General features: G+C 42.8%; 23 protein-coding genes. 6 read left to right on the top strand and 17 right to left on the bottom strand.

Translation table 11 applies throughout. The features are described 5' to 3' along the window. Positions 1-128: 128 nt before the first annotated feature. From NDN60_RS05640 to NDN60_RS05630, 3 genes are all read right to left on the bottom strand, one after another. On the bottom strand, positions 129-1,094 hold the full coding sequence (locus NDN60_RS05640; protein WP_056948546.1) for an ABC transporter permease: 966 nt from the start codon (positions 1,092-1,094) through the stop codon (positions 129-131). A 22-nt stretch (positions 1,095-1,116) separates the two neighbouring features. Next, a complete protein-coding gene (locus NDN60_RS05635; protein WP_096585010.1) occupies positions 1,117-1,902 on the bottom strand; it encodes an SAM-dependent methyltransferase in 786 nt (261 codons plus the stop codon). A gap of 78 nt (positions 1,903-1,980) precedes the next feature. Continuing rightward, positions 1,981-2,328: a metal-sulfur cluster assembly factor gene (locus tag NDN60_RS05630; protein WP_011374602.1), complete on the bottom strand. Its 348-nt coding sequence runs from the start codon at positions 2,326-2,328 to the stop codon at positions 1,981-1,983. 134 nt (positions 2,329-2,462) lie between these two features. On the opposite strand from NDN60_RS05630, the gene NDN60_RS05625 reads away from it, so the two are divergent. Then, positions 2,463-3,269, top strand: a complete 807-nt coding sequence (locus NDN60_RS05625) for a Cof-type HAD-IIB family hydrolase (protein ID WP_056948542.1) — start codon at positions 2,463-2,465, stop codon at positions 3,267-3,269. Between the two features lie 165 nt (positions 3,270-3,434). On the opposite strand, the gene NDN60_RS05620 is transcribed toward NDN60_RS05625, so the two are convergent. Then, on the bottom strand, positions 3,435-3,623 hold the full coding sequence (locus tag NDN60_RS05620) for a 2-hydroxymuconate tautomerase (protein WP_011374600.1): 189 nt from the start codon (positions 3,621-3,623) through the stop codon (positions 3,435-3,437). Positions 3,624-3,755: 132 nt separating this feature from the next. On the opposite strand from NDN60_RS05620, the gene NDN60_RS05615 reads away from it, so the two are divergent. Beyond that, a complete protein-coding gene (locus NDN60_RS05615; RefSeq protein ID WP_056948540.1) occupies positions 3,756-5,192 on the top strand; it encodes a C69 family dipeptidase in 1,437 nt (478 codons plus the stop codon). A gap of 116 nt (positions 5,193-5,308) precedes the next feature. On the opposite strand, the gene NDN60_RS05610 is transcribed toward NDN60_RS05615, so the two are convergent. From NDN60_RS05610 to aroE, 5 genes are all read right to left on the bottom strand, one after another. Continuing rightward, positions 5,309-5,908: a superoxide dismutase gene (locus tag NDN60_RS05610; protein WP_011374598.1), complete on the bottom strand. Its 600-nt coding sequence runs from the start codon at positions 5,906-5,908 to the stop codon at positions 5,309-5,311. Between the two features lie 87 nt (positions 5,909-5,995). After that, positions 5,996-6,526: a shikimate kinase gene (locus NDN60_RS05605; protein WP_011374597.1), complete on the bottom strand. Its 531-nt coding sequence runs from the start codon at positions 6,524-6,526 to the stop codon at positions 5,996-5,998. Between the two features lie 77 nt (positions 6,527-6,603). Continuing rightward, a complete protein-coding gene (gene aroB, locus NDN60_RS05600) occupies positions 6,604-7,671 on the bottom strand; it encodes a 3-dehydroquinate synthase (RefSeq protein WP_011374596.1) in 1,068 nt (355 codons plus the stop codon). A 2-nt stretch (positions 7,672-7,673) separates the two neighbouring features. Further along, the gene (gene aroF, locus NDN60_RS05595) at positions 7,674-8,669 is read right to left on the bottom strand and encodes a 3-deoxy-7-phosphoheptulonate synthase (protein WP_011374595.1); all 996 of its coding nucleotides are present in this window, start codon (positions 8,667-8,669) and stop codon (positions 7,674-7,676) included. Continuing rightward, positions 8,666-9,538 (bottom strand): shikimate dehydrogenase, encoded by an 873-nt coding sequence (gene aroE, locus NDN60_RS05590; protein ID WP_056948538.1) that lies wholly within the window; start codon positions 9,536-9,538, stop codon positions 8,666-8,668. The genes aroF and aroE overlap by 4 nt, the downstream gene beginning before the upstream one ends. Before the next feature lie 190 nt (positions 9,539-9,728). Here aroE and NDN60_RS05585 point away from each other — a divergent pair, with 190 nt between their 5' ends. From NDN60_RS05585 to aroD, 3 genes are all read left to right on the top strand, one after another. Then, complete coding sequence (locus tag NDN60_RS05585) at positions 9,729-10,553, top strand: alpha/beta hydrolase (protein ID WP_099947329.1); 825 nt, start codon at positions 9,729-9,731, stop codon at positions 10,551-10,553. Positions 10,554-10,699: 146 nt separating this feature from the next. After that, a complete protein-coding gene (locus tag NDN60_RS05580; protein ID WP_056948534.1) occupies positions 10,700-11,419 on the top strand; it encodes a hypothetical protein in 720 nt (239 codons plus the stop codon). A gap of 17 nt (positions 11,420-11,436) precedes the next feature. Next, on the top strand, positions 11,437-12,159 hold the full coding sequence (aroD, locus tag NDN60_RS05575; protein WP_056948532.1) for a type I 3-dehydroquinate dehydratase: 723 nt from the start codon (positions 11,437-11,439) through the stop codon (positions 12,157-12,159). A 54-nt stretch (positions 12,160-12,213) separates the two neighbouring features. On the opposite strand, the gene pepT is transcribed toward aroD, so the two are convergent. Genes pepT through NDN60_RS05560 form a run of 3 tightly spaced genes read right to left on the bottom strand, consistent with a single transcriptional unit; the run spans position 12,214 to position 15,328 of the window. Further along, positions 12,214-13,455 carry a peptidase T gene (gene pepT / locus NDN60_RS05570; RefSeq protein WP_011374590.1) on the bottom strand — a complete coding sequence of 414 codons (1,242 nt, stop codon included), beginning with the start codon at positions 13,453-13,455 and terminating at the stop codon, positions 12,214-12,216. A 44-nt stretch (positions 13,456-13,499) separates the two neighbouring features. Next, positions 13,500-14,633: a Nif3-like dinuclear metal center hexameric protein gene (locus tag NDN60_RS05565; RefSeq protein WP_056948530.1), complete on the bottom strand. Its 1,134-nt coding sequence runs from the start codon at positions 14,631-14,633 to the stop codon at positions 13,500-13,502. Further along, entirely contained in the window at positions 14,621-15,328 is a 708-nt protein-coding gene (locus tag NDN60_RS05560) for a tRNA (adenine(22)-N(1))-methyltransferase (RefSeq protein ID WP_099947328.1), read from the bottom strand. Before NDN60_RS05560 ends, NDN60_RS05565 begins: the two co-directional genes overlap by 13 nt. Positions 15,329-15,528: 200 nt before the next feature. On the opposite strand from NDN60_RS05560, the gene NDN60_RS05555 reads away from it, so the two are divergent. Continuing rightward, the gene (locus NDN60_RS05555; RefSeq protein WP_011374587.1) at positions 15,529-15,723 is read left to right on the top strand and encodes a hypothetical protein; all 195 of its coding nucleotides are present in this window, start codon (positions 15,529-15,531) and stop codon (positions 15,721-15,723) included. Positions 15,724-15,842: 119 nt separating this feature from the next. On the opposite strand, the gene rpoD is transcribed toward NDN60_RS05555, so the two are convergent. The 5 genes from rpoD to glyQ form a co-directional block, all read right to left on the bottom strand. Next, positions 15,843-16,952, bottom strand: coding sequence for an RNA polymerase sigma factor RpoD (gene rpoD / locus NDN60_RS05550; protein WP_011374586.1), 1,110 nt, complete (start codon positions 16,950-16,952; stop codon positions 15,843-15,845). Positions 16,953-16,975: 23 nt separating this feature from the next. Next, the gene (gene dnaG / locus NDN60_RS05545) at positions 16,976-18,859 is read right to left on the bottom strand and encodes a DNA primase (RefSeq protein ID WP_099947327.1); all 1,884 of its coding nucleotides are present in this window, start codon (positions 18,857-18,859) and stop codon (positions 16,976-16,978) included. A gap of 162 nt (positions 18,860-19,021) precedes the next feature. Next, positions 19,022-19,378, bottom strand: a complete 357-nt coding sequence (locus tag NDN60_RS05540) for a DUF488 domain-containing protein (RefSeq protein WP_099947326.1) — start codon at positions 19,376-19,378, stop codon at positions 19,022-19,024. 24 nt (positions 19,379-19,402) lie between these two features. Then, on the bottom strand, positions 19,403-21,484 hold the full coding sequence (gene glyS, locus NDN60_RS05535) for a glycine--tRNA ligase subunit beta (RefSeq protein WP_056948523.1): 2,082 nt from the start codon (positions 21,482-21,484) through the stop codon (positions 19,403-19,405). After that, the gene (gene glyQ / locus NDN60_RS05530) at positions 21,477-22,394 is read right to left on the bottom strand and encodes a glycine--tRNA ligase subunit alpha (protein ID WP_011374582.1); all 918 of its coding nucleotides are present in this window, start codon (positions 22,392-22,394) and stop codon (positions 21,477-21,479) included. Before glyQ ends, glyS begins: the two co-directional genes overlap by 8 nt. Between the last annotated feature and the right edge of the window lie 40 nt (positions 22,395-22,434).

Here is a 22,434-nt window from a genome sequence, read left to right as displayed (position 1 = left end):
ATAATCCTGAACAACTTTCATTTTTAACTCTTTAGAATATTTGGTCAATATAAAAACCCCCGGTATTGGATTTTGGTCCAATATCGGGGGTTCACTTCAGTCAGTTGTCTAGCAACTAACTTGCTTTTTTAGTGCGCTAATTTAATGCGCGTCATTCTAAAGTAGAAATAAGTAATTAAAACCAGATCAACTACCACTAACCCACTGAAAATAATACCCAAGTGTGTTAAGTAGAAGAACCAACTACCAATAATAAAACCGATCAGTGTCATGCTTAAGAGATGTGCTGCAAAAATCTGCGTTTGTCCCATGCTATATTTACGGTAAAGGCTAGCGGTCAAATTCTTTTGAGCGTGATAGCCATTGACCAATTGCGCAAATAAATGACTAAGCACCCCAGCAACTATGATTAGCAAGACCAGGATGATCGCTGCCGTCCCATTTTCTCGCAACCAGTTGACCCCAATAATCGGCGTGTTCTTAGGCGTTAAATTGGAGATTGATTTGGTCTTAAAGATCTTTTGATATTCTTTAAGATGCGCCCCGATTTGTTGATCATCGACTAACACGGTTACCTGGTTTAGCGAGCGGTTGTTCAAAACGAACTCTGGTGAAGCCGAAATAAAGACGTGTTGGTCAAGCGAAGTGGTCTGATTGGTACCCACAACCCCAATTACTGACAAGTAACGATTCTTAGTCTGATAATAAGCCTGGCTAGCTGGTTGATAGAGTTCGTTGACCCGGGATTGTCCGACGACCACCACCGGAATTCGTGATTTAAAATCATAATTTGAGAAGAAACGACCGTCCTTGAGCGGCACATTAGCTTGCTTACCTTTAGCATAAACATAGGATAAATGATTATTGACATTAAATTGCACTTGGAAATTATTGAGTTTCGTCTGATCAATCGCTTGGATCGTTGATTGAATCGATTGGTGACTCTTCGTCTTAAAGATAACCGCCTTTTGCGATAAACTATTATGATTAAGTCGTTCACTGTACATCGCTTTGGCTCGCTGACTGATGACGAGGAGGCCTAAGACGACCACCCCGACAAATAGAACATCAAGCACTAATTTTTTTAAACGCAAACGCTGATTCCTCCTTGATACGTTATTGAATCCAGTAAAACCGATCACGCATTAAATCAAACGGGCGTAAATAGCGATTAACCCGCGATAAGCGTTGATCATTATGGAAATGAGCGGCATCCCAGAATTCAGTACTATTTGTGGCACCGTAGCGCTCACCCAAGCATAAAAGGACGGGCCCGTTTTCTAATTGCCATAATTGGTTTAAAACGGCTAAATCAATCGGCACACCGTTGGGCGACCACGACATCAATACGGCATCCACTTGATCACCATATTGTTTGATCGCCGCCTGTGCATCGAGAGGTGCCACCTGCGTCAATAATTGCCGCCCTGTCTGGTTTTCGCTCGTCCAGGCCAAACTATCCGTACAAATGACCGATTCGGCACCTGCCGCCCTTAAACCGGCACTCAGGTAGCCATTACCAGCCATAATTTCCAAAAAGCGCCAATCGGGAAACTGTTGGACGATACTATCCGTCAAATCCTGACTGATATAAGCCCACATGCCAAATTGATTTTGCAAATATTGCCGATAATTGCGGAGTAAATGATCCGTCTTTTTAATTTGCGCTTGTAATTGCTGTGAAGAGACCGCCTTGAATTGACCCTGCTCTGCTGCCAATAATAACGTTAGATAGAGTGATTCGTCAATCCCGAGTACTGGGAGATTGTGCTGTGGTAACTGTTTTTGTTGTAGACGTGTTAAACTCGCTTTGATCGCTTGAAATTGCGCTGTTAGTTGCGGTACGTTTTTGAAAAAGACGGCACTTTGCTTTAACTGTGACAGGTAGGTTTCTTGGGTCATTATTCCACTCATTTCTTAGACTAAATAACATAAAAAACCTCCTCGCTCAGGTGAAAGGAGAAGGTTCATACTGATAGTTTAACGAATCCCTAAGGCAATTCGTGCATACCGTGACATCTTACTTGTATCCCAAGCTGGGTACCAAACAAGATTGACGTTCACATCTTTAACCTCTGGGACTTTCGCAAGTGCTTGATGAATTGAATCCGTTAAGACATCTGTTAAAGGACAGCCCATCGTCGTCAACGTCATATCGATTGTACATAGGCCCTTTTCATCTAGGTTAAGGCCGTAGACAAGTCCTAGATTAACAATATCAATCCCCAATTCAGGATCAATCACGGTTTCTAGCGCTGCTAAAATCCGTTCCTTTAAATCTTCGATTGCTGAATCGTCTTGTTGCGTGTTCATTTCTTCATCTGCCATCTGACTGCCTCCTACGCTATTTCAATAGCTTTATTATACTGTTTAACCGCTTTAGATACAATACAGGTTAATTGACAATTGAATCGTTTATCCCTAGAATGATAGCTTAAGTACCCTTTAAAGGAGGCCCTATGATGAACCAAAAATTAATCGCCTTAGACCTGGATGGCACGACTTTAAATCCAGAAGCCAAAATTTCACTTAAAACACAAGAAACACTCACCCAACTACAATCAGCTGGCCACATTGTCAGTATTGTGACTGGTCGGCCTAATCGCTTGAGTGAACCTTTCTACCATCAATTAGGGCGCACGTCACCGATGGTCAATTTTAACGGCGCCCTCATGCATATTCCTGGGCAAAATTGGTCCGACGAATATCAATACACCATTAATAAGGATGTCGTTTTTAGTCTCTTTCAATTAAAAGAACGTTTTAAAATTCAGATGATTGCCGCTGAAGGGAAAACAATGTTTTTAGCTGATCAAGCTTACAGCAATACTTTTTCGTTTTTCCCCGCAACACTCAAATCAGATGAAATTCTAACGCGTAAATCACTCCAACAAGATCCAGCAGCTGTAACAGTCTTTGTCGAACGTGAGGACCAAGCTGCTTTACGGGCCGAAATTTTACGCCAATTCCCCCAAGTTTCCGTTAATACGTGGGGTGGCCCAGCAAGCGTCTTAGAAATCGTGCACCACGGTATTCAAAAAGCAACTGGGCTTGAACGTTTAGCAAATCATTACCAAATTGACCAAGCCGACATTATTGCCTTTGGTGACGAAAGTAATGACTTAGACATGCTGGCCTATGCCGGTACCGGGGTCGCGATGCAAAATGCGATTGCACCAGTTAAAGCAATTGCAGATGACATTACCCCACTAACCAACGCACAGGACGGTGTAGCAAATTATTTACGCCAATATTTTAAAATGGACTAATCAAAAAGCGATCCGACTAAATTGTTGAATCGCTTTTTAAATGGCTTAAACGTGCTCCTCGAGCAGCCTTTTCCGGTTAACTGCAAAATTGGGAATCATGGCGAACCCCCCATAATTCCCAATTTTACTGTTAATCCTCAAAGCCTAACCAGCTCGAGTTACACTCTATTTTTCGTCGCTTTTTAAAACGCCGCCTACTGAGTAACGGTCTGGTTGCATTTCATTTAAGACAACGTGCACGTGTTCTGCAGGTGCCCCTGTGTTTTTTGAGATTGCTTCTGTCACGTCAGCACAAAGTTGTTTTAATTGTGCTTGACTACGACCAGCAATAAGATCGATGTGTACTAATGGCATAATAATAGCCTCCTTTTTTCGAATACTATTATTATGCCTGTTTTAGCGCAATTGGGCAACGGTAATTGCTGTGTTTTCCCCTAAAAGATTGTATAATGAGCATTAATATCGAATTTATTTGGAGGCATTATTATGAGTGAACCCCTTTATCGTCAATTAACCGCCTGTACCAGTGTTCTGGTCGGTAAAAAAGCGAGCGCAGATGGCTCGACCTTAATCGCACGGAACGAAGATAGCCAAGCTGCTTGGCCTAAACACATGGTGATTCATCCCCACCAACAATTAACGAAAGCACCTCACTTTGTTTCAAAAGACACCGGCTTTACGCTTGATCTACCACTAGAAGCCGCTAAATATACCGCAACCCCAGAATGGACCGATGAATACGGCTTATTCGAAGAAGATGGTATCAATGAATACGGCGTGGCTATGAGTGGGACCGAAAGTGCTTATAGCAATAGTCGCGTACTCGGCTTCGATCCCTACATCGATAACGGCATTGCTGAAGAAGCAATGATCACTGTTGTTTTACCATACGTGAAAACTGCCCGCGAAGGGGTTGCTCGTTTAGGTGCGATTGTCAGTGAATATGGCACAACCGAAAGTAACGGTATCCTTTTTTCAGACGTTGATGAAGTTTGGTACTTAGAAATTGGTAGTGGTCATCACTGGGTCGCGCAACGAATTCCTGATGACAGTTACGCTGTCGTGGCCAACCAACTGGCCATTCAAGAAGTTGATTTTGATCAACCAGAGGCCTTCATGACTTCTGAGGGGCTTCAAAACTTTACCCGTGATAACCACCTCTGGCAAGCTGGCACACCGTTTAATTTCCGCAACATCTTTGGGACACAAGATCAAAGCGACCTCGTTTACAACACACCACGTGTTTGGTACGGTCAAAAGCTTTTAACACCGTCTGTTGAACAACAACCACAAGACTTTAACTTGCCCTTCTTACGCCAACCTGATGCACCTATTCAAGTCGAAGATGTCGCTCAGATTTTAGGCTCGCACTATGAAGGGACCGCCTACGATCCAATTGGTCACGGCACACCACAACAAAAACATGCTTTCCGCCCAATTAGTTTAGCGAAAACACAAGAGTCACATATTCTTCAAATGCGCCCTAACCGCCCTGTTGATGTCAGCGGTCTTCACTGGTTAGCGATGGGTGTGACTGCCCAAAGCGTCTACGTGCCATTTTACGCCGGTGCTGATGATGTCCCAGTCAACTACCAAAAAGGTACAAAAGATTACTCAAAGGATTCAATCTATTGGACCTACAAATTGGCTGGTATTCTAGTCGATGCCCACTACGCTAAGTTCGCTAAAGACTTAGAACAAACCCAAAAACACATCAACAGTTTGATGGTTCAAAATATCGTTGCTACTGACAAGCTTGTTGCAGCTGAAACCGATGCGCACCAACGGACGATGTTGATAACCAAAGGTTCCGCTAAAGCGGCCCAACTTGCACAACATGAAATGGAACGCCTCACTGTTAAGCTCATTACGGACAGTGCAAACCTCTCACCATTGAACTTTACAACGGATAGTAATCTCTAAAATAAAAAGCATTCGCTAGTTTCAGCGAATGCTTTTTTGATTATCTACAAAAAATGACAACAGCCCAGCGGAAACGCACGAAACCACTCCGGTTGTTGTCATCTATTGGCCGCTGCTTAGATTAACTCCGCCACAAGCGGCCAATTAATTATTTTCCAGAAGTTTTCGATATAGTCAATTCGATTATTCTGGTATTTCAAGTAATAAGCATGTTCCCAAACATCAAGACCGATCAATGGGCGATTCCCACTCATGATTGGTGAATCTTGGTTAGGGGTGGTCATGATTTGCAATTCACCGTCGTGGTCAACAACTAACCATGCCCAACCAGAACCAAAAACGCCTAGTGCGGCATTATTGAATTCAGCTTGAAAATCTTTAAAGGTGCCAAAACGTGCTTCAATTTTTTCTAATAATTCACCTGTTGGCATCAGTGGGGCATTTTCAGTCAAAATTCGCCAGAAAAAGCTGTGATTAGCGTGCCCCCCTGCGTTATTGCGAATCGGTGTCTGTAATGACTCAGGAAGATCATCAATGTGTGTTAGCAAGTCGTGTAATGATTTGCTAGCTAAGTCGGGGTGTTTTGCCAAGGCTGCGTTTAACTTCGTCACATAAGTCTTATGATGCTTATCATGATGAAGATGCATTGTTTCGGAGTCGATATAGGGTTCTAAAGCAACATACTCATACGGTAATGCTGGTAATTTAAAAGTCATGGGCATCCCTCCTCTTTCTAACTCTATCATACAAGTAACCGGTCTCAAAAAGCCAATGATATGCTTTTTTAATATTAAAAAAACTGACTAAGCATGTCGCTTAGCCAGTTTTTTTTGAATACGTGGCAGTTGTCCTTCAATTTCCGTCAACATCATATTCGGTGTTTTATGTTGAAAGAAAATCGTGTAGTCTGCCAAACGATAATATTTAGGGCGTCGTTCGTGATATAACTCCCGTAAACCATCATGACCAAGTTGATTGACCAGTGGTCGGCGATCATTACGCGAAACGCGGCGCCAATGCGCCTCATAACTCCCATTTAAGTAAAAGATGGGGATGCCACTTTGTTCCAGTAGATAGCGCGTCTGTGCGTCATCAACCACACCACCACCGGTCGCAATGACGACATCTTCTTGAACCAATTTTGCAAGTGCTTCAAATTCCATCTGCCGAAACGCAGATTGGCCTTTAATGGCAAAAATTTCGTTAATCGTCATCTGCTGTTCCCGCATGATGTATTTGTCCAAATCAATCCATTCGCTCTTGAAATGATGTGCGACTTTACGCGCAATGGTTGTTTTACCAGAACCCATAAACCCAATTAAAATTAACTGCATCTAGTGAATCAACCCCTGTAAATCAGTTTCAATCTAGTCTAATTGTAAAGTATCTGCTTGCAGGTTACCAGTATTTTCTAAAACGAGCGCTGTTTCATTTTTAATTGGGCACTAAATTGTGTTAATGGTAGTTGCAAAATAGTTGGCTGCCCGATCGCTTTTAAATAAACAATGTTAATCAGAGCACCTTGATTTTTCTTGTCATGTGCAATTTTCTCAAATAATGCGGGTGATTGTAATAACGGATGCGTGACCGGTAAGCCAACCCGTTCAAGAACTGTTTGCAGTTGTGCCGCAATTTGAGTCGGTTGTTCGAAAAGGCGACTAATCGCAATTAACCCGATACTAACTGCTTCGCCATGCGTTAGCTCACCATCTGCCAAAGACTCAACAGCATGACCAATTGTATGACCGAAATTCAACAATCGCCGTTGCCCACTTTCTTGAACATCCGCCATCACAATCTGCGCCTTATAGGCAATGCTGCGCGCGATCAGCTCTGGGGCTTTATCCAAAATTGCAGTCGGCGATTCGATTTGTTGAACGAGGTTCCAAAAATCGGCACCGACTAAGGCCGCTATCTTGACCACTTCAGCATACCCAGTGACTAATTGCCGTTGCGGTAGTGTCTCAAGCATTTGCGGATCAATTAAGACTAGCTCAGGTTGATAAAAAGTCCCGACTAAATTTTTCCCCGCTGGTAAATCAACAGCGGTTTTGCCGCCAACACTACTATCCACCTGCGCTAATAAGGAAGTGGGAATTTGAATAAACGGTAAGCCCCGCATATAGGTTGAGGCAACAAACCCCGTTAAATCCCCAACAACGCCGCCACCGAGAGCAATCAGGCCATCACTGCGATTAAAGTTGGCCGTTAACAATGCCTCATAGAGACTCATCGCTTGTTCGAGAGATTTAGCGGATTCGCCGGCTGGGATGGTTAGGACGGTCACTTGAAAACCCGCCTGCGTCAATTGCTCAGTAATTTGTGCTTGATACAAAGGGCCGACAATCGTATCTGTGACCAATGCAATTTTACGTACAGACCACACCCGTTGAACCTCACGTCCGATTGAAGTCGCTAAGCCATTTTCAATTTTAATTTGATATTTCTGCGTCGTTAAATTAACCGAAATAGTTGGCATTTTTACCACGACCGCATCAATTGATCAATCGCCCAGATCTGACGACACATTTCTAAATAAGTCGCGGGTTTCAACGCTTGTGGCCCATCGGAAAAGGCGGCTTCAGGATGGTCATGAATCTCCACCATCATCCCGCTGGCACCAGTTGCTACGCCGGCTCTAGCCATCGGTGTCACCAAGTCCCATTCCCCCGTCGCATGACTTGGATCAACGACCACTGGGTAGTGTGATAATTTTTGAAGGACAGGAACCGCGTTTAAATCAAACGTATTGCGGGTATATTGATTATCAAAAGTCCGAATTCCGCGTTCTAAGAGCATGATTTGGTGATTACCATTGGCTGCGATATATTCAGCAGCGTTTAATAGATCATCAACTGTAGCGGCTAGACCGCGTTTTAAAGCAACTGGAATGTTCGTCTGCCCAACGGCCTTTAACAATGAAAAGTTTTGCATATTCCGAGCCCCAATTTGAAAGACATCTGTGTATTGTGCAATTAGGGCCACATGCGTTTCATCCATGACTTCCGTAATGACATCCATGCCCGTTGCATCGGCTGCTTGGCGGAGTGCTTTGAGCCCTGCTTCACCCATTCCTTGGAATGAGTAAGGTGAAGTCCGTGGCTTATAGGCGCCACCCCGCAGTAAAGTTGCGCCACCTTCCTTGGCCACTTTAGCCATCGCTAAAATATGCTCAGCTGATTCTACCGAACATGGCCCGGCCATCATCGTAAACTGCTCGCCACCAATTGTACTGTGTGGTAATTGAATGATTGTATTTTCAGGTTGGAATAATCGACTACTTAAAACATAACTTGGTTCATCAGTTGTCATTGAATCGACGCCTGTTTGTTCTGCAGCAGTTAATGTCACTTCCTTAAGTCCAATTAATGCGACGTGTTGTGCTGATTGGTAAACCACGACACCAGCTTGGCGTTGTCGTTCACAAAAATCTTGGATGAGTGATTTGCTCGTTGCTGCTTTAAATTGAATAATCATGATGCATCGTTGCCTCCAGTTAGATGTTGGTAAATTGGCATTGTCGCCATTGATTCGTTGGTCCAGAATTCAAAACTCAAGGCCGCTTGTTCAATCAGCATGCCCAGGCCATTTTGTATTTGGTAATGCGCTTTTTGGGCCGTTTTTAAAAAAGCTGTCTCTCGCGGTGCGTAAATTAGATCTGCGACGAGGCTATCTTCGGGCAAATATTGCAGTAAGTTAATTGGTAAGGGATTACCCGGTGTTGCGGTCATGCCAATATTAGTTGCATTAATTAAACAATCAGCATTTTGCAAGGCAGTTGCCAATGCTAACTGGTCATCGTACGGTTCAACGATGATCTGTAGGCCACTGGCTAGGCTAATTTGAGCCAATCGTTGAATGACTGAATCATAAGTCGCATTAGCACGTTTAAAAACGGTCACCTGCTGTACACCATACCGCACGGCTGCCTCAATTACCGCTAGTGCCGCCCCACCAGCCCCTAGAATCGTGACAGAACGATATCGGCGCTGGGGATGTGCCTTTTGCAAGGCACACCAAAAACCATCACCATCCGTATTGGTTGCTGTTAAACGACCAGCTTCGTTTTTAATAGTATTGATGGCCCCCACTAATTTAGCCGTTGACGTTAAGTTATCTACTAGCGGAACCAGCGATTGCTTATAAGGCATCGATAGATTAACGCCCCGAATACCTAGCGTCTTAATTGCGCTGGCGATTGCTGCCGGTGTTGCCTGACTATCGAAGACGGCATAGCGCGCATCCATTTGAATTTGGTGAAAACCAGTATTGTGAATAAAGGGTGATAAGCTATGTTGCGCTGGATGCGCAATCAAGCCATAAAGTGCTGTATAACCTGATATCATTGCATTTTTCCTCTAGCAACTATCATACTTTAAATAATCGGCTTTTTAAAGTCGTTTTTAAAAGCACTCGTATTGTTCATAGCCTGAAATATATTTCCCCGATTGTATTGACAGGTGTTATTTATTTAAAGTAAAATAAAAGCATCAACTGAAAGCGCTTCGCTTATTCAGACGGAAAGGCTGTCTATCTATGCAAATTATGAATCAAACGCTCACAACGAATCACCAGGACTTTCAAGTTACAGCCTACTGGCTAGATTCCAATCAAGATTTTAACAACACTCGCCATCAACCGGTCGTGATTATCTGCCCAGGAGGTGGTTTCCGCTACCATTCACAGCGTGAAACAGAACCAATTGCCTTAAAGGCATTAGCTGAAGGCTGTCACGCAGTTGTCTTACCTTATCAACTCATCGAACCAGACCAAATGGTTTATCCTACAGCGCTCCAACAGCTCGCTAAAACGATCGAGTGGATTACAGATCAATCAGATACTCAAAAAGTTGATTCCGAACGAATCGTACTCGTTGGTTTCTCAGCTGGTGGGCATCTAGTGGCTACTTTTAACGGTATCGCTACTAACCCTGAACTGAACACACAATATCAACTCGACAGTTATCGTGGCCACCATGCCGCAGTTATTTTAAGCTATCCTGTCATTGATTTAGACGCTGGTTTTCCTAAAGAAGAAAGTGAAAAAGAGCGGATTACAACCGATCAACGTCTCTGGCACGCACAGGACACATTAACAAAATGGGCCAAACCGTGTTTCGTATGGCAAACGGCAACTGATGAACTCGTACCAGCCATCAATTCATTACTGTACGTCACTGAATTAAATCGGCTAAACATCACAACTGAGTATCACTTATTCAGCGATGGTGTTCACGGTTTGGCATTGGCCAATAAAGTAACCCAGCGTCCCGGTAAACCACAAGACGTTAATGAACCGGTTGCCCAGTGGCTCCCGCTTGCGCTAACTTGGCTCGCAGAAATCGATATTGCTCATCGTTAAAAGTTTAAACAATCACAAAAAGGAGTTGGGATAAAATCCCGGCTCTTTTTTTAATGTTAAGATTAAACTTTACTAATCTTTAAATTGCCTAAGCCCATTAATTCCTCTAAAATAGTGACTAATGTTATTTAATAGCGAGGTCGAATATGAAAAAATTAATCATCAGTTTCATTTTATTATTAAGTCTCATCTGTCTAGCGCCAACTGCTACCTATGCAAGAGCCGGTGGAGCTTCAGGTGGTGGCGGTGGTTCAACCTCTAGTGGTTCGTTTGGTGGCAGCACAAGTACGACCACCGACAGAACAACGAACAATTATTACGGTCGCCGGGGTTACTACGGGCCCCGTAGTTTTCTCAACAACCTCGTTTTTGCAATCTTTTTTATCATATCAGCCTTCCTAATGATCATCCGCAAGAAACGCGACTGGCTGGCGCGGCGTCACGAACGGGCACTATCACGAACCGTCACGATTGACGATGCAACCCGCGAACGTTTTGAAGAATGCTTTTACCAAATTGAAGCCGCTTGGACCACCAATGATCTTAGTTTGGTCGCACCGCTCATAACCCCTCATTTCCAACGGCAACAACAACGTATTTTAAATCGTTATCAACGCCAACATAAACACAATCAGCTGGAAAGTCTCACCATCATCTCAGAGGAACTGATCCTATCGGACAATCCAAACGTCCGTAAAGTCCTTGTAACGGCCCAAATGCGCGATTATTTCACTAATGATCGCTTATCAGATGAAGATAATGAAAAACGCCGTGAAGCAACTTATATCGAACGTTTCAGCGAAATCTGGGAATTCAAACAGGTTGACGGACAATATCTCGTCAACCATATCGATCAATCTCTTTAAGAAAGTGAGTTTTTGAAATGCACCTCGAGTTTACTACCGGTCAAACCCAAACGGCCGTTTCCCTAATGCCACGCCATTTGGACGACTGTCTGCGCGAACTAATCCTCATCAATCAAAAAAAAGACGCCATCGATATTCTCGAATGGCGCCTTGATTATTGGCAAGCTTCTGCACAACTATTGACCGCTGCTGAAAAAATAGCCGCGCTTGATTTGCCCTTAATTTTAACGGTTAGAACCACTAACGATGGTGGCTTAGCATCAGCTCAAGACTACCTCACCTACTACGCTCCCTTGATCAAAGCCCATATTGGTCAAGCAATCGATTTAGAGTGGTCATTAGCAGCCGAGCAACGTCATCAATTGGCTGAATTAGCCCATCAACAGCATTACCAAGTGCTTTTGAGTCATCATGATACCGTTCAAACACCGGATAATGATACCTTGCGCACGCAATTATTAGCCATGCAAGCCGATCCTGATGCGGACCTCTTGAAATTAGCGACGACGGCCCAATCACCAGCAGATACAACCCGCTTGTTAGCAGCCACTCAAAGTTTTACGCATCAATCCGATAAACCGTTAACGACAATGGCAATGTCTGAATTTGGTGTCGCCTCGCGAATCTTTGGCGGTCAATTTGGCTCAGCTATCAGTTTTGGCTATCTCGAAACACCTAGCGCGCCCGGCCAACTACCAATTGAGCAACTAAAAGGTTTACTGACAACTAATCAAGCTTAAATTAAGCATAAAAAGAGCCCAACAAATTGAATTGTTGGACTCTTTTTTATATCTTTAGTTTCTTTCAACGTTTAATTCGTTCATCTTAATCATTGTATCAACCGCTTTTTCCATCGTTTGAACTGAAACGAATTCGTAGCGACCATGCATATTTTCAGCACCGGCAAAGATATTTGGTGTTGGAATTCCCATGAATGAAATCTTAGAACCATCTGTCCCACCACGAACGGGTTCGATTAATGGTTTGATATCGATTGCTTCCATAGCGTCCTTAGCCAAATCAACAACATCCATATGATCTTTTAAGACTTCTGCCATGTTGTAATATTGATCTTTAATGGTTGCTTTAACGCGACCTTCACCGTATTTAGCATTCATGTCTTCAGCCACTTTAGCAGCAAATGCCTTACGTGTTTCTAAACCATCGCGATCAAAATCACGGATGATATATGCCATGTGTGCTTCATCAACAGTACCGTCTAAGCTCAATAAGTGATAGAAACCTTGACGGCCATCTGTTTTTTCAGGCACTTCATCGCGTGGGAAAGCATCTTGGAAATCAACAGCAACTTGTAAAGCGTTGATCATGATGTCTTTAGCTTCACTAGGATGCACGTTTTTACCTTGAATATCAACTTTCATTGCAGCTGCATTAAATGTTTCATATTCAAGTTGACCAATTGGGCCGCCATCCATTGTATAAGCGAAGTCTGTTGCAAAATCTTCAGCATCGAAGTGATCAGCACCTGTACCGATTTCTTCATCTGGTCCTAAACCAATCTTGATGTCGCCATGTTTGATTTCAGGATGTTGGATGAAGTAATCCATCGCTGTGATAATTTCAGCAACCCCAGATTTATCATCTGAACCTAATAATGTTGAGCCGTCTGTTGTAATTAATGTTTGGCCCTTGTAGTTTTTCATGTTAGGGAATTCTTTAGGATCTAAAACAAATTGACCAGCTTCGTCTAATTTGATAATTGATTCACCATCATAATTTTCAATTGTTTGGGGATTAACACCCTTGGCATTGAAATCTGCTGTATCAACGTGAGATAAAAAGCCCATTGTTGGCACTTTTTTATCGATATTACTTGGTAATAACGCTGTAACATAGCCGTTTTTTTCGTTATACTTAACGTCGCTTAAGCCGATTTCTTTCAAGTCATCCATCAATTTGTGTAAGAAAACCACTTGTGTTTGTGTTGATGGAATCGTCGTCGCATTTTCGTCTGAACGAGTTTCTGTTGTGATATATTCTAGAAAACGCGGAATTAATTTTTCATATTTAGCCATGGTGAAGCCTCCTAGATATTATTTAATACTAATTCTATTCTAACCTACTTCGCATTAAAAATAAATGTAAACGGATCAGTTTTTTGCTGAGATTTAATAAAAGTAACTTCCCAATCGTTTATTTGACGCCATTCTTCAAATAACGCAGTCATCTTAGTCTTTACAATGCTTTCAATATGATGACCAGGATCGATAACGGATAATCCGGCTGCTAACATGTCATGGCCCGTATGATAATAAACGTCACCAGTAATATACAAATCAGCCTTAGCTTGCAGAGCAGCGGGGAAGAACTTACCACCATCACCGCCAACTACTGCAACTGTTTCAACTAATTTATCAGGTTCATTTGAAATCAAGCGGAGACCGGTTAAATCAAACGTTTCGCAAACAAATTGGGCGTAGTCTCGGACTGTCATTGGTTGGTCAACTTGACCAATACGCCCGATTCCGATAGGTTGTTGTTGATTAGCCAATGGGATTAAATCATACGCTGGTTCTTCGTAAGGATGCACCGCAAGCATCGCTTTTAACACGCGGTTCTTTTTAGCTGCTGGTAAAATAACCTCGATCTTAACTTCAGCAACCACTTCTGCCTGACCAGCTTGGCCAATAAACGGATCAGCTGCAGATTGCGGTTCAAAACGACCGGTGCCTTCAGCGCTAAAGCTGCAGTTTTGATAGTTTCCTAATTCACCGGCACCAGCTTGCCCTAACGCTTGGCGTACCACATCCGCATGTGTTTCAGGTACGAAAACGGCCAATTTCATTAGCGCTTCATAATCAGTCACGTTGAACGGTTGCACATTTTTAAGTGCTAACGCTGCTGCCAACCAATCATTCATCCCACCTTGCGCTTTATCAAGGTTGGTATGGGCTGCATAGACCGTCATATCATGCGTCAGTATATCAGCGTACATCTTATTTTGCGGATCACTTAGATCAAGATTGCGTGCAGGTCGGAACATCACTGGGTGGTGGGCAAAAATAAAATCAATCTCGTTATCAATCGCTTCTTGGACCACTTCCGGCCGAACATCTAATGTGACGAGTACCTTCTTAACCACCTTATCACGGCGACCAATTTGAAAACCAGTTGGATCATTACCCTCTTTAAGCACTAATGGCGCATACTCTTCAATCGCCGCAATCAAGTCACTCGCGATTAATTGTCCCATGTTTGAACCTCCTCAATTAATTGAATTTCATGTTGCACTGTAGCAATTTTTTCAGTTGGCGTGACCTGAGCACCTTGAAGTTGCACCAATAAATGGCGTTTCTTATTTAATAAAGTTGACCATTTCAATTGGAAATCTGCCGGTTGACGGCGTCGTAAAACTGGGCCGAATACTAAGTCAGCTTCGTCGAGTTCAACAGCCTCAGTTCTTGGTTCACCAACGATGACTTCGTAAATATGACCGTCTTCAGCAACGATTGCTTCTTCTACAATGGCGTAGTGGTGCTTCATTAACCATTCCCGGACGGTGGGTTCCATAATATTAGGTTGTAGGACTAACCGTTCGTGCCCGTTTAGATGCGCTAAGCCACGTTCCAATATTTCAGTAATCAATAGACCACCCATCCCCGCAATCACAATACAGGTGACTTGGTCTTCTTCGGGGTTAAGCACTTCGACACCATCACCTAACCGGACTTGAATTTGGTCCTCTAAGTGCCATTGGATCACATGTGTTTGGGTTGATTCAAAAGGTCCAGCAACCACTTCACCCGCAATGGCCCCCTTTAATCGTTTTTGCTCTGTGAGCCAGATTGGTAAATAAGCATGATCTGAGCCGATATCAGCAACGATGCTATCTTGTGGGACGAACTGCGCAACTGCAGCTAAACGTTTCGATAAATTAATTGGTGACAAAAATAAAACTCCATTCTAGAAACTTTGATTGTTACAGTTAGTATACCAAATTTTGAGCGTCAAAGCAGACTAAGCTCGCATCAGACAATCGTCTCATTATGAATATTGATTGTCGTTAAAGGTTGCATAATCATCCCAGCCGTTCTATACTCTAGTTAAATGAAAGAAAGCGCTTTAAATAATAATTTGGAGGTTGTCCTATGTCTCTCTTCTTAAGTGTTGTCCTTTTAATGCTCGGTCTCTATCAGGTTTACGCAACTCTAAATACTTTCAAGTATTTAAAAACAGAGGCCAATCGCAACGTTTCGTACTTCATGCCGATTGCCCTGTACTCAGGAGGCTTAATGGCACTCATGATGATTGGCTTTGGGTTATGGGGCATTTTCAATCTTTAGCAAACGCTCTATCAGTGTCTTTAATGTTGAAAGATACATCTAGTTGACATAAGATTTATTATTTGAAGTATTGTCCAAATTAAAAACGGTCATCTTTTTAGATGACCGTTTTTTTGAATTTATTCTAAGAAATCTTTTAATTGTTTTGAACGTGATGGGTGGCGTAGTTTCCGCAATGCTTTGGCTTCGATTTGACGAATCCGTTCACGCGTAACACCGAAGACCTTACCCACTTCTTCTAATGTCCGTGTCCGACCATCGTCAAGACCGAAACGTAAACGTAAGACGTTTTCTTCACGATCTGTTAAGGTGTCTAGGACACTTTCTAATTGTTCTTTCAACAATTCATAAGAAGCATGTTCTTCAGGACTAGTTGCATCTTGATCTTCGATAAAATCGCCTAAGTGTGAGTCGTCCTCTTCACCGATTGGGGTTTCAAGGGAAACTGGTTCTTGAGCAATCTTCAAGATTTCACGAACTTTATCCGTGTTCATATCCATTTCAGCCCCAATTTCTTCAGGCGTTGGTTCGCGCCCTAAATCTTGGAGTAATTGACGTTGAATCCGGATTAACTTGTTAATCGTTTCAACCATGTGAACTGGAATCCGAATTGTCCGAGCTTGATCGGCAATCGCACGCGTAATCGCTTGACGAATCCACCATGTGGCGTAAGTTGAGAACTTGAACCCTTTACGATGATCAAATTTTTCAACAGCCTTCATTAAGCCCATGTTCCCTTCTTGGATTAAATCCAAGAATTGCATGCCACGGCCGACGTACCGTTTAGCGATTGAGACCACCAAACGTAAGTTAGCTTCGGCAAGACGTTGTTTAGCTTCTTGATCACCTTGTTCGATTCTCAAGGCCAAGTCAACTTCTTGTTGCGCATTTAAAAGAGAAACACGGCCGATTTCCTTAAGATACATCCGAACAGGATCATTGATTTTGATCCCAGTTGGTGCAGACATATCTTTTAATTCTTTAGCAGAAACTTTTTCTTTTTTTAATGTGGCAGCACTTGGATTCCCGTCTTCATCAACGATCCCAATCCCGTGATCTTCCACTTGTTGCATTAATTCGTTGATTTCATCTGCTTCAAGTGCAAATGGTTTAACGATTTTTGCCACTAATTCATCATTGGTGATTTCTTTTTTGGGTTTGTATTCCTTAATTAAGGCCTTAACCGCAGTGTCTAATTTCTTCGTATCAGCTTTTTTATTGTCAGCCATTCAGAAACCTCCTAGTTAATATCTCATTTCATTTGCGAAACAAGTTGTATCACTTCATTAGTTAACCGTAGCTCCTCACTATGATTGCCCAATTTAGTTGCCTCTTTTAAGGCGATTTTTGCTTCTTTTAAACGTTCCTGAATCGAATTTTGCCCGATAACCGCCAAACAATCGTTCAACGCTTCTTGATTAGCCTCTTCAGGTAAATCAAGCAGATCAATCTGAACGACTAGTTCTTGCAAGTCATCTGGAATATAACTCGTGAAACCCGCTATATCAGCCGATTGCCCTTCTGCGATGAAGGACCGCCATAACTCATATAAGAGTTGGTATGGGGTATGCACAAAGCTAAAGTCTGCATTATTTTCGAGTTGTAAACGCACATCTTCGTTATGAATCAGCATGTGCAAAATTTCTTGCTCAGCATGCTCAATCCGCGTTAACCGTTTAGGCTGCCGCTTGGGTGCAATCGTCCGTGGATCGCCAAAAGCCCCGGCCATTTCTTCTGGTGGTAGCGGTGGTGCCTGAAAATCATCAAAGTATGGCGGTGCTTCCGGTTGTCCCACTTGATTGATGGGGACTTGCGTGGCATGTTTAACCCGCACCGTTTGTAACTGCCGCTTCAATGTATCCAGTGTAATCCCGCTATCGGCTTCGACCTGTTTCAAGTAAACTTCGATTGCTAAAGGCGACTCAACACGCGCCACAACTTCTAATGCTTGTTGTACGTAATCAAGCTGATCCTTCTCGTTATCGAGGTTTAAACCTTGTTTCAAGTAACGTAGTTCAAACGCAATGGGCGTTTCCGTCCCATTTTGCAAGGTTTCCTTAAATTGCGGACTACCATATTGACGGACGTACTCATCCGGATCGACGCCGCCTGGTAAGACCACGACGCTCAATTCAAGTGTCGTATGCTGTTGCAATAGGTTAATCGCCCGTTTCATCGCTTCAATCCCGGGTTGATCCCCATCATAACACACCACTAATTCCTGCGCTTGTTGCGCTAGCAGATTCAACTGCTCGGTGGTCAAACTCGTCCCCATTGACGCGACACCGTTGACGACATCCGCCGAATAGGCCGCAATCACATCCATAAAGCCTTCAAAAAGATAAACTTTTTTGGATTGATGAATAATTTGTTTAGCCAAATCATAGTTAAACAGTACTTTCCGCTTATTAAAAATCACAGTTTCAGGACTATTTAAATATTTTGGTTGATCCGGCTGTTTGGTTAAGACCCGCCCGGAAAAGGCGATGACCTCACCCTGAGCATTTCGAATTGGGAACATTACCCGCCCAGAAAAACGATCGTGTAACTTACCCGTTTGTGTTTCAATAAACAATCCGGATTGGCGCAATACCTGATAAGGAATATCCTTATTCTGGAAAAACGTCAACAATAGATCTGATTGATCCGGTAAATAACCAATACTAAAGGTCTCAATTAACGCATCGGTCATCTGTCGTTCGTGTAAATAATCAAGCGCTGGTTGCCCAGCCACCGTACTAGTTAAAATATGCTTAAACAGTTCGTTGGCTTGTTGATAGAGTTGCTTAAACTGCGTAACTTCGCTTGATTCGCGATGAACAGCAGTTGGCTTATAACTATCCGCCAATGTCACTCCAGCAAAATCTGCGACCTTCGTCAGTGCTTCTGGAAAACTAATTTGTTCCAATTCCATCAAGAACTTGAAGACGTTCCCCCCGCGACCGCAAGAAAAACAATGGAAAATCTGTTTCTCTTCACTCACAGAAAATGATGGTGTCTTCTCATCATGAAAAGGACAAACACCAAATAAGTTCTTGCCGGCTTTCTTGAGTTGAACGTATTGACCAACAACATCAACAATATTAGTCTGGCTCCGAATCTCATCGATGACTTCGTTCGGAATCTTACCCGCCATTGGTCTCACCTCACAATTCACTTCAATTTGTACTAAGACTGTAAAAGCCGCACCTCACAATGAAATGCGACTCTTAGGATTATCAGCACAAAAATACACTATATATCATAGCACCATTTAGGTGTAGTTGCAAGTAAATATAACAAACATTTTTATTACTTGTCAAGCGTCTTTTTTTAAAAGTGCCATTAAAATCACAACATGGTTATATTGCGGATCTTTAGCCGCGTAGACGAGCGTCACATCACCAAGCGCTAATTGATGCTGCACTAAGTGACAGAATTCTGGCCAATCCGGGTTGGTAGCAATTTCAGCAAGATACTTTTCTTTAAAAACGGGAAACTTAGCTGGTTCATGACCAAACCACTTCCGTAAGTCAGTGGTGGGTGTAATTTCTTTAGCCCACGTCTCAATTTCGGCGCGTTCTTTTGAAATCCCCCGTGGCCAAATTCGATCAACCAAGATCCGATAACCGTCAGAATCGGCGGCTGCTTCATAAACCCGTTTCATTTGTAACATGTTTATTATCCCCTTTTGAATTGCTTATTTAACAATCAATTCGTTTAAATCGCCTAAGCTAAGCGCGATTTGAGCGATAATCATGAGTTGTGTCAAACGATTACGACGAACGGCTTCATCTTCAGCCATTACCATTGTGGCATCGAAGTAAGCTTCAATTAATGGACGTAGTGTTTGTAACGCGGCATAATTTTCAGCTAACGTATTTGTCGCTGTTGCGCCATGTAAGTCTTCGACTGCTGTATAAAGTGCTTTTTCAGCATCGTTTTCAAATAACGCTGGATCAACCGTTAAATCAGTTGTTTCAAAGTCAACTTTTTCAGCTAAACGTAAGACACGCGTGATAGCTTCAATTGTTGCCTTGAAATCAGCATCATCTTGATGTGCTGAGAGCACTTTAGCGGCTTCAAACATCACAACTGGGTCTTGCCCTTGGTTTTTCAAGACAGCGTCGACGATGTCTCGACGAACCTTAGGACGCATCCCGTTAAAGCGTTGACGAACACGATCCGTTAAGAAATCGCTGATGGCAGCTGCATTGGCTGACCAATCTAGATCGAAATCGGCTTGTTGCTTAACAATGTGGCTCATAGCCGCTTGGAAATCAGCCATTGGGAAGTGCCAGTCTTGGTTTTCTAAGATCCGGACAATCCCGTAAGCTTGACGACGCAATGCGTATGGATCGTTTGAACCACTTGGAATCATCCCAACAGCGAAGAAATCAGCCATACTATCGAACTTATCAGCAATTGCTAAAACAGCACCGACTTTCGTTGCAGGTAAGGCGCCTTCTGCACTGATTGGCATGTAATGTTCACGAACAGCAGTCGCAACAGCAGGTGTTTCGCCTTGTAATAGCGCGTATTTTTCACCCATCACACCTTGTAATTCAGCAAATTCGCCGACCATGCCGGTTACTAAATCGAATTTATAGATGTCGCTAGCACGTTGTAAATCAACTAATTCAGCTTCAGATAAACCGAATTTTTGACCTAAGAATTGAGCGATTAAACCAACACGGGTCATCTTTTCAGCAAGACTCCCAATTTTATCGTGGAAAGAAACGTTTTGTAACTTAGCGACGTTTTCAGCGATGGTTACTTTTTGATCTTCATGGTAGAAGAAATCAGCATCTTCTAAACGCGCTGTAAGGACTTTTTCGTTCCCTGCGATCACGTTTTCCATGAAAGCGTCGTTCCCATTACGAACGCCGATAAAGACTGGTAATAAATCACCAGCTTGGCTCCGTGCATAGAAGTAACGTTGGTTGTCCTTCATTGAAGTGATGAGCACTTCTTCTGGAATTTCAAGGTATTTAGCATCAAATTGACCGTAAAAAGCGGTTGGCCATTCAACTAAGTTCGTCACTTCTTCTAATAAGTTAGCATCTAAATCAACTTGCCAGTCGTTTTCTTGCGCCATTTTTTCAATTTGCGTTTGAATTAAGTTTTGGCGTTTAGCTTCATCAGCAATCACGAATTGGGCTTCAAGGGCTGCTTCATAGTCAGTTGCTTTAGCCAAAGTCACTTCTTGGCCTAAGAAACGGTGCCCTTGCGTTGTGCGGCCAGTTGTGACGTTTAGAATACTAAAGTCGATAACTTCATCATCTAATAGCGCAATAATCCAGTGAATTGGGCGAATATATTCGAAATCGTAATCAGCCCAGTGCATCCGTGTTGGGAAGGTCATCGCCATAATGACGGCTTTTAACTCCGGTAAAATGGCTTCAACGGGTTTGCCGATAATTGATTTTTCAACATAGACGTATTCAACGCCTTTTAATTCTTTAAAAGTAATGTCATCTGTTGTTAAGCCTTGACCCCGAACGAAACCTTGGGCTGCTTTACTCCAGTTACCTTCAGCATCGAGGGCAATCTTTTTAGCAGGGCCCTTTGCTTCTTCGTGAATGTCAGCTTGTTTGTCAGCTAAGTCTTCAATCAAGATTGCAAGGCGCCGTGGTGTAGCATAAGTTTTTAATTGACCAAATTCAAGATGTTGTTCTTCTAAGAAGTCACGCACCCGTTTTTCTAATTGTTGGATACTTGGCATCACAACGTGGGCTGGCATTTCTTCCAAGCCAATTTCTAATAAGAATGGTTTAGTCATGATCTACGACCTCCGTTTTTGCTTCTTGTGCATGTTTTAATAGTGGGAATCCGCGTTTTTCACGTTCAGCGACGAATGCTTGCGCGATTGAATGTGCCATCCGACGAATGCGTGACAAGTAGCCGGCCCGTTCTGTAACGGAAACAGCACCGTGTGCATCCAATAAGTTAAAGGTATGGCTACATTTCAAGACGTAATCGTAAGCTGGGTGAACAAGACCTAAATCGATTAAACGTTTGGCCTCTGTTTCGTATTCATCAAAGAATTTCAAAAGCATTTCTTGATTACTATCTTCAAAGGCGTATTTTGAGTGTTCATATTCTGGTTCTTTGAAAATATCGCCATATAAAACGCCGTTACCCCATTCAAGATCAAAAACATTATCAACATCTTGAATGTAAGAAGCGAGACGTTCAACACCGTATGTGATTTCGCTCGTGACAGGGTCACATTGCAAACCACCAACTTGTTGGAAGTATGTGAATTGTGTGACTTCCATTCCGTCTAACCAAACTTCCCAACCAACACCGGCACAGCCCATTGATGGGTTTTCCCAGTTATCTTCAACAAAACGGATATCATGTTCTAAAGGATCGATTCCTAAGGCCCGTAAACTATCCAAATAAAATTCTTGAATATTTAAAGGTGCTGGTTTCATAATCACTTGGAATTGGTGATGTTGGAATAAACGGTTAGGGTTTTCACCATAACGGCCATCTGCTGGACGCCGTGAAGGTTCCACGTAAGCGGTGTTCCAAGGTTCTGGTCCAATCGCCCGTAAGAACGTATAAGGGCTCATTGTGCCGGCCCCTTTTTCTGTATCATAAGATTGCATCAACATACAGCCTTTTTCAGACCAAAAACGCTGTAAGGTTAAAATCATTTCTTGAACATTCAACTTTTTAACCATTTCAATTCCTCTTTTCCGTTATTTGCGCATAAAAAAAGCC

The organism is Latilactobacillus sp. (genome assembly GCF_033176295.1).
GTDB classification, from domain to species: domain Bacteria; phylum Bacillota; class Bacilli; order Lactobacillales; family Lactobacillaceae; genus Latilactobacillus; species Latilactobacillus sakei.
The sequence above is the reverse complement of the archived record's forward strand: the minus strand, read 5'-3'. Positions and strand labels throughout refer to the sequence as shown.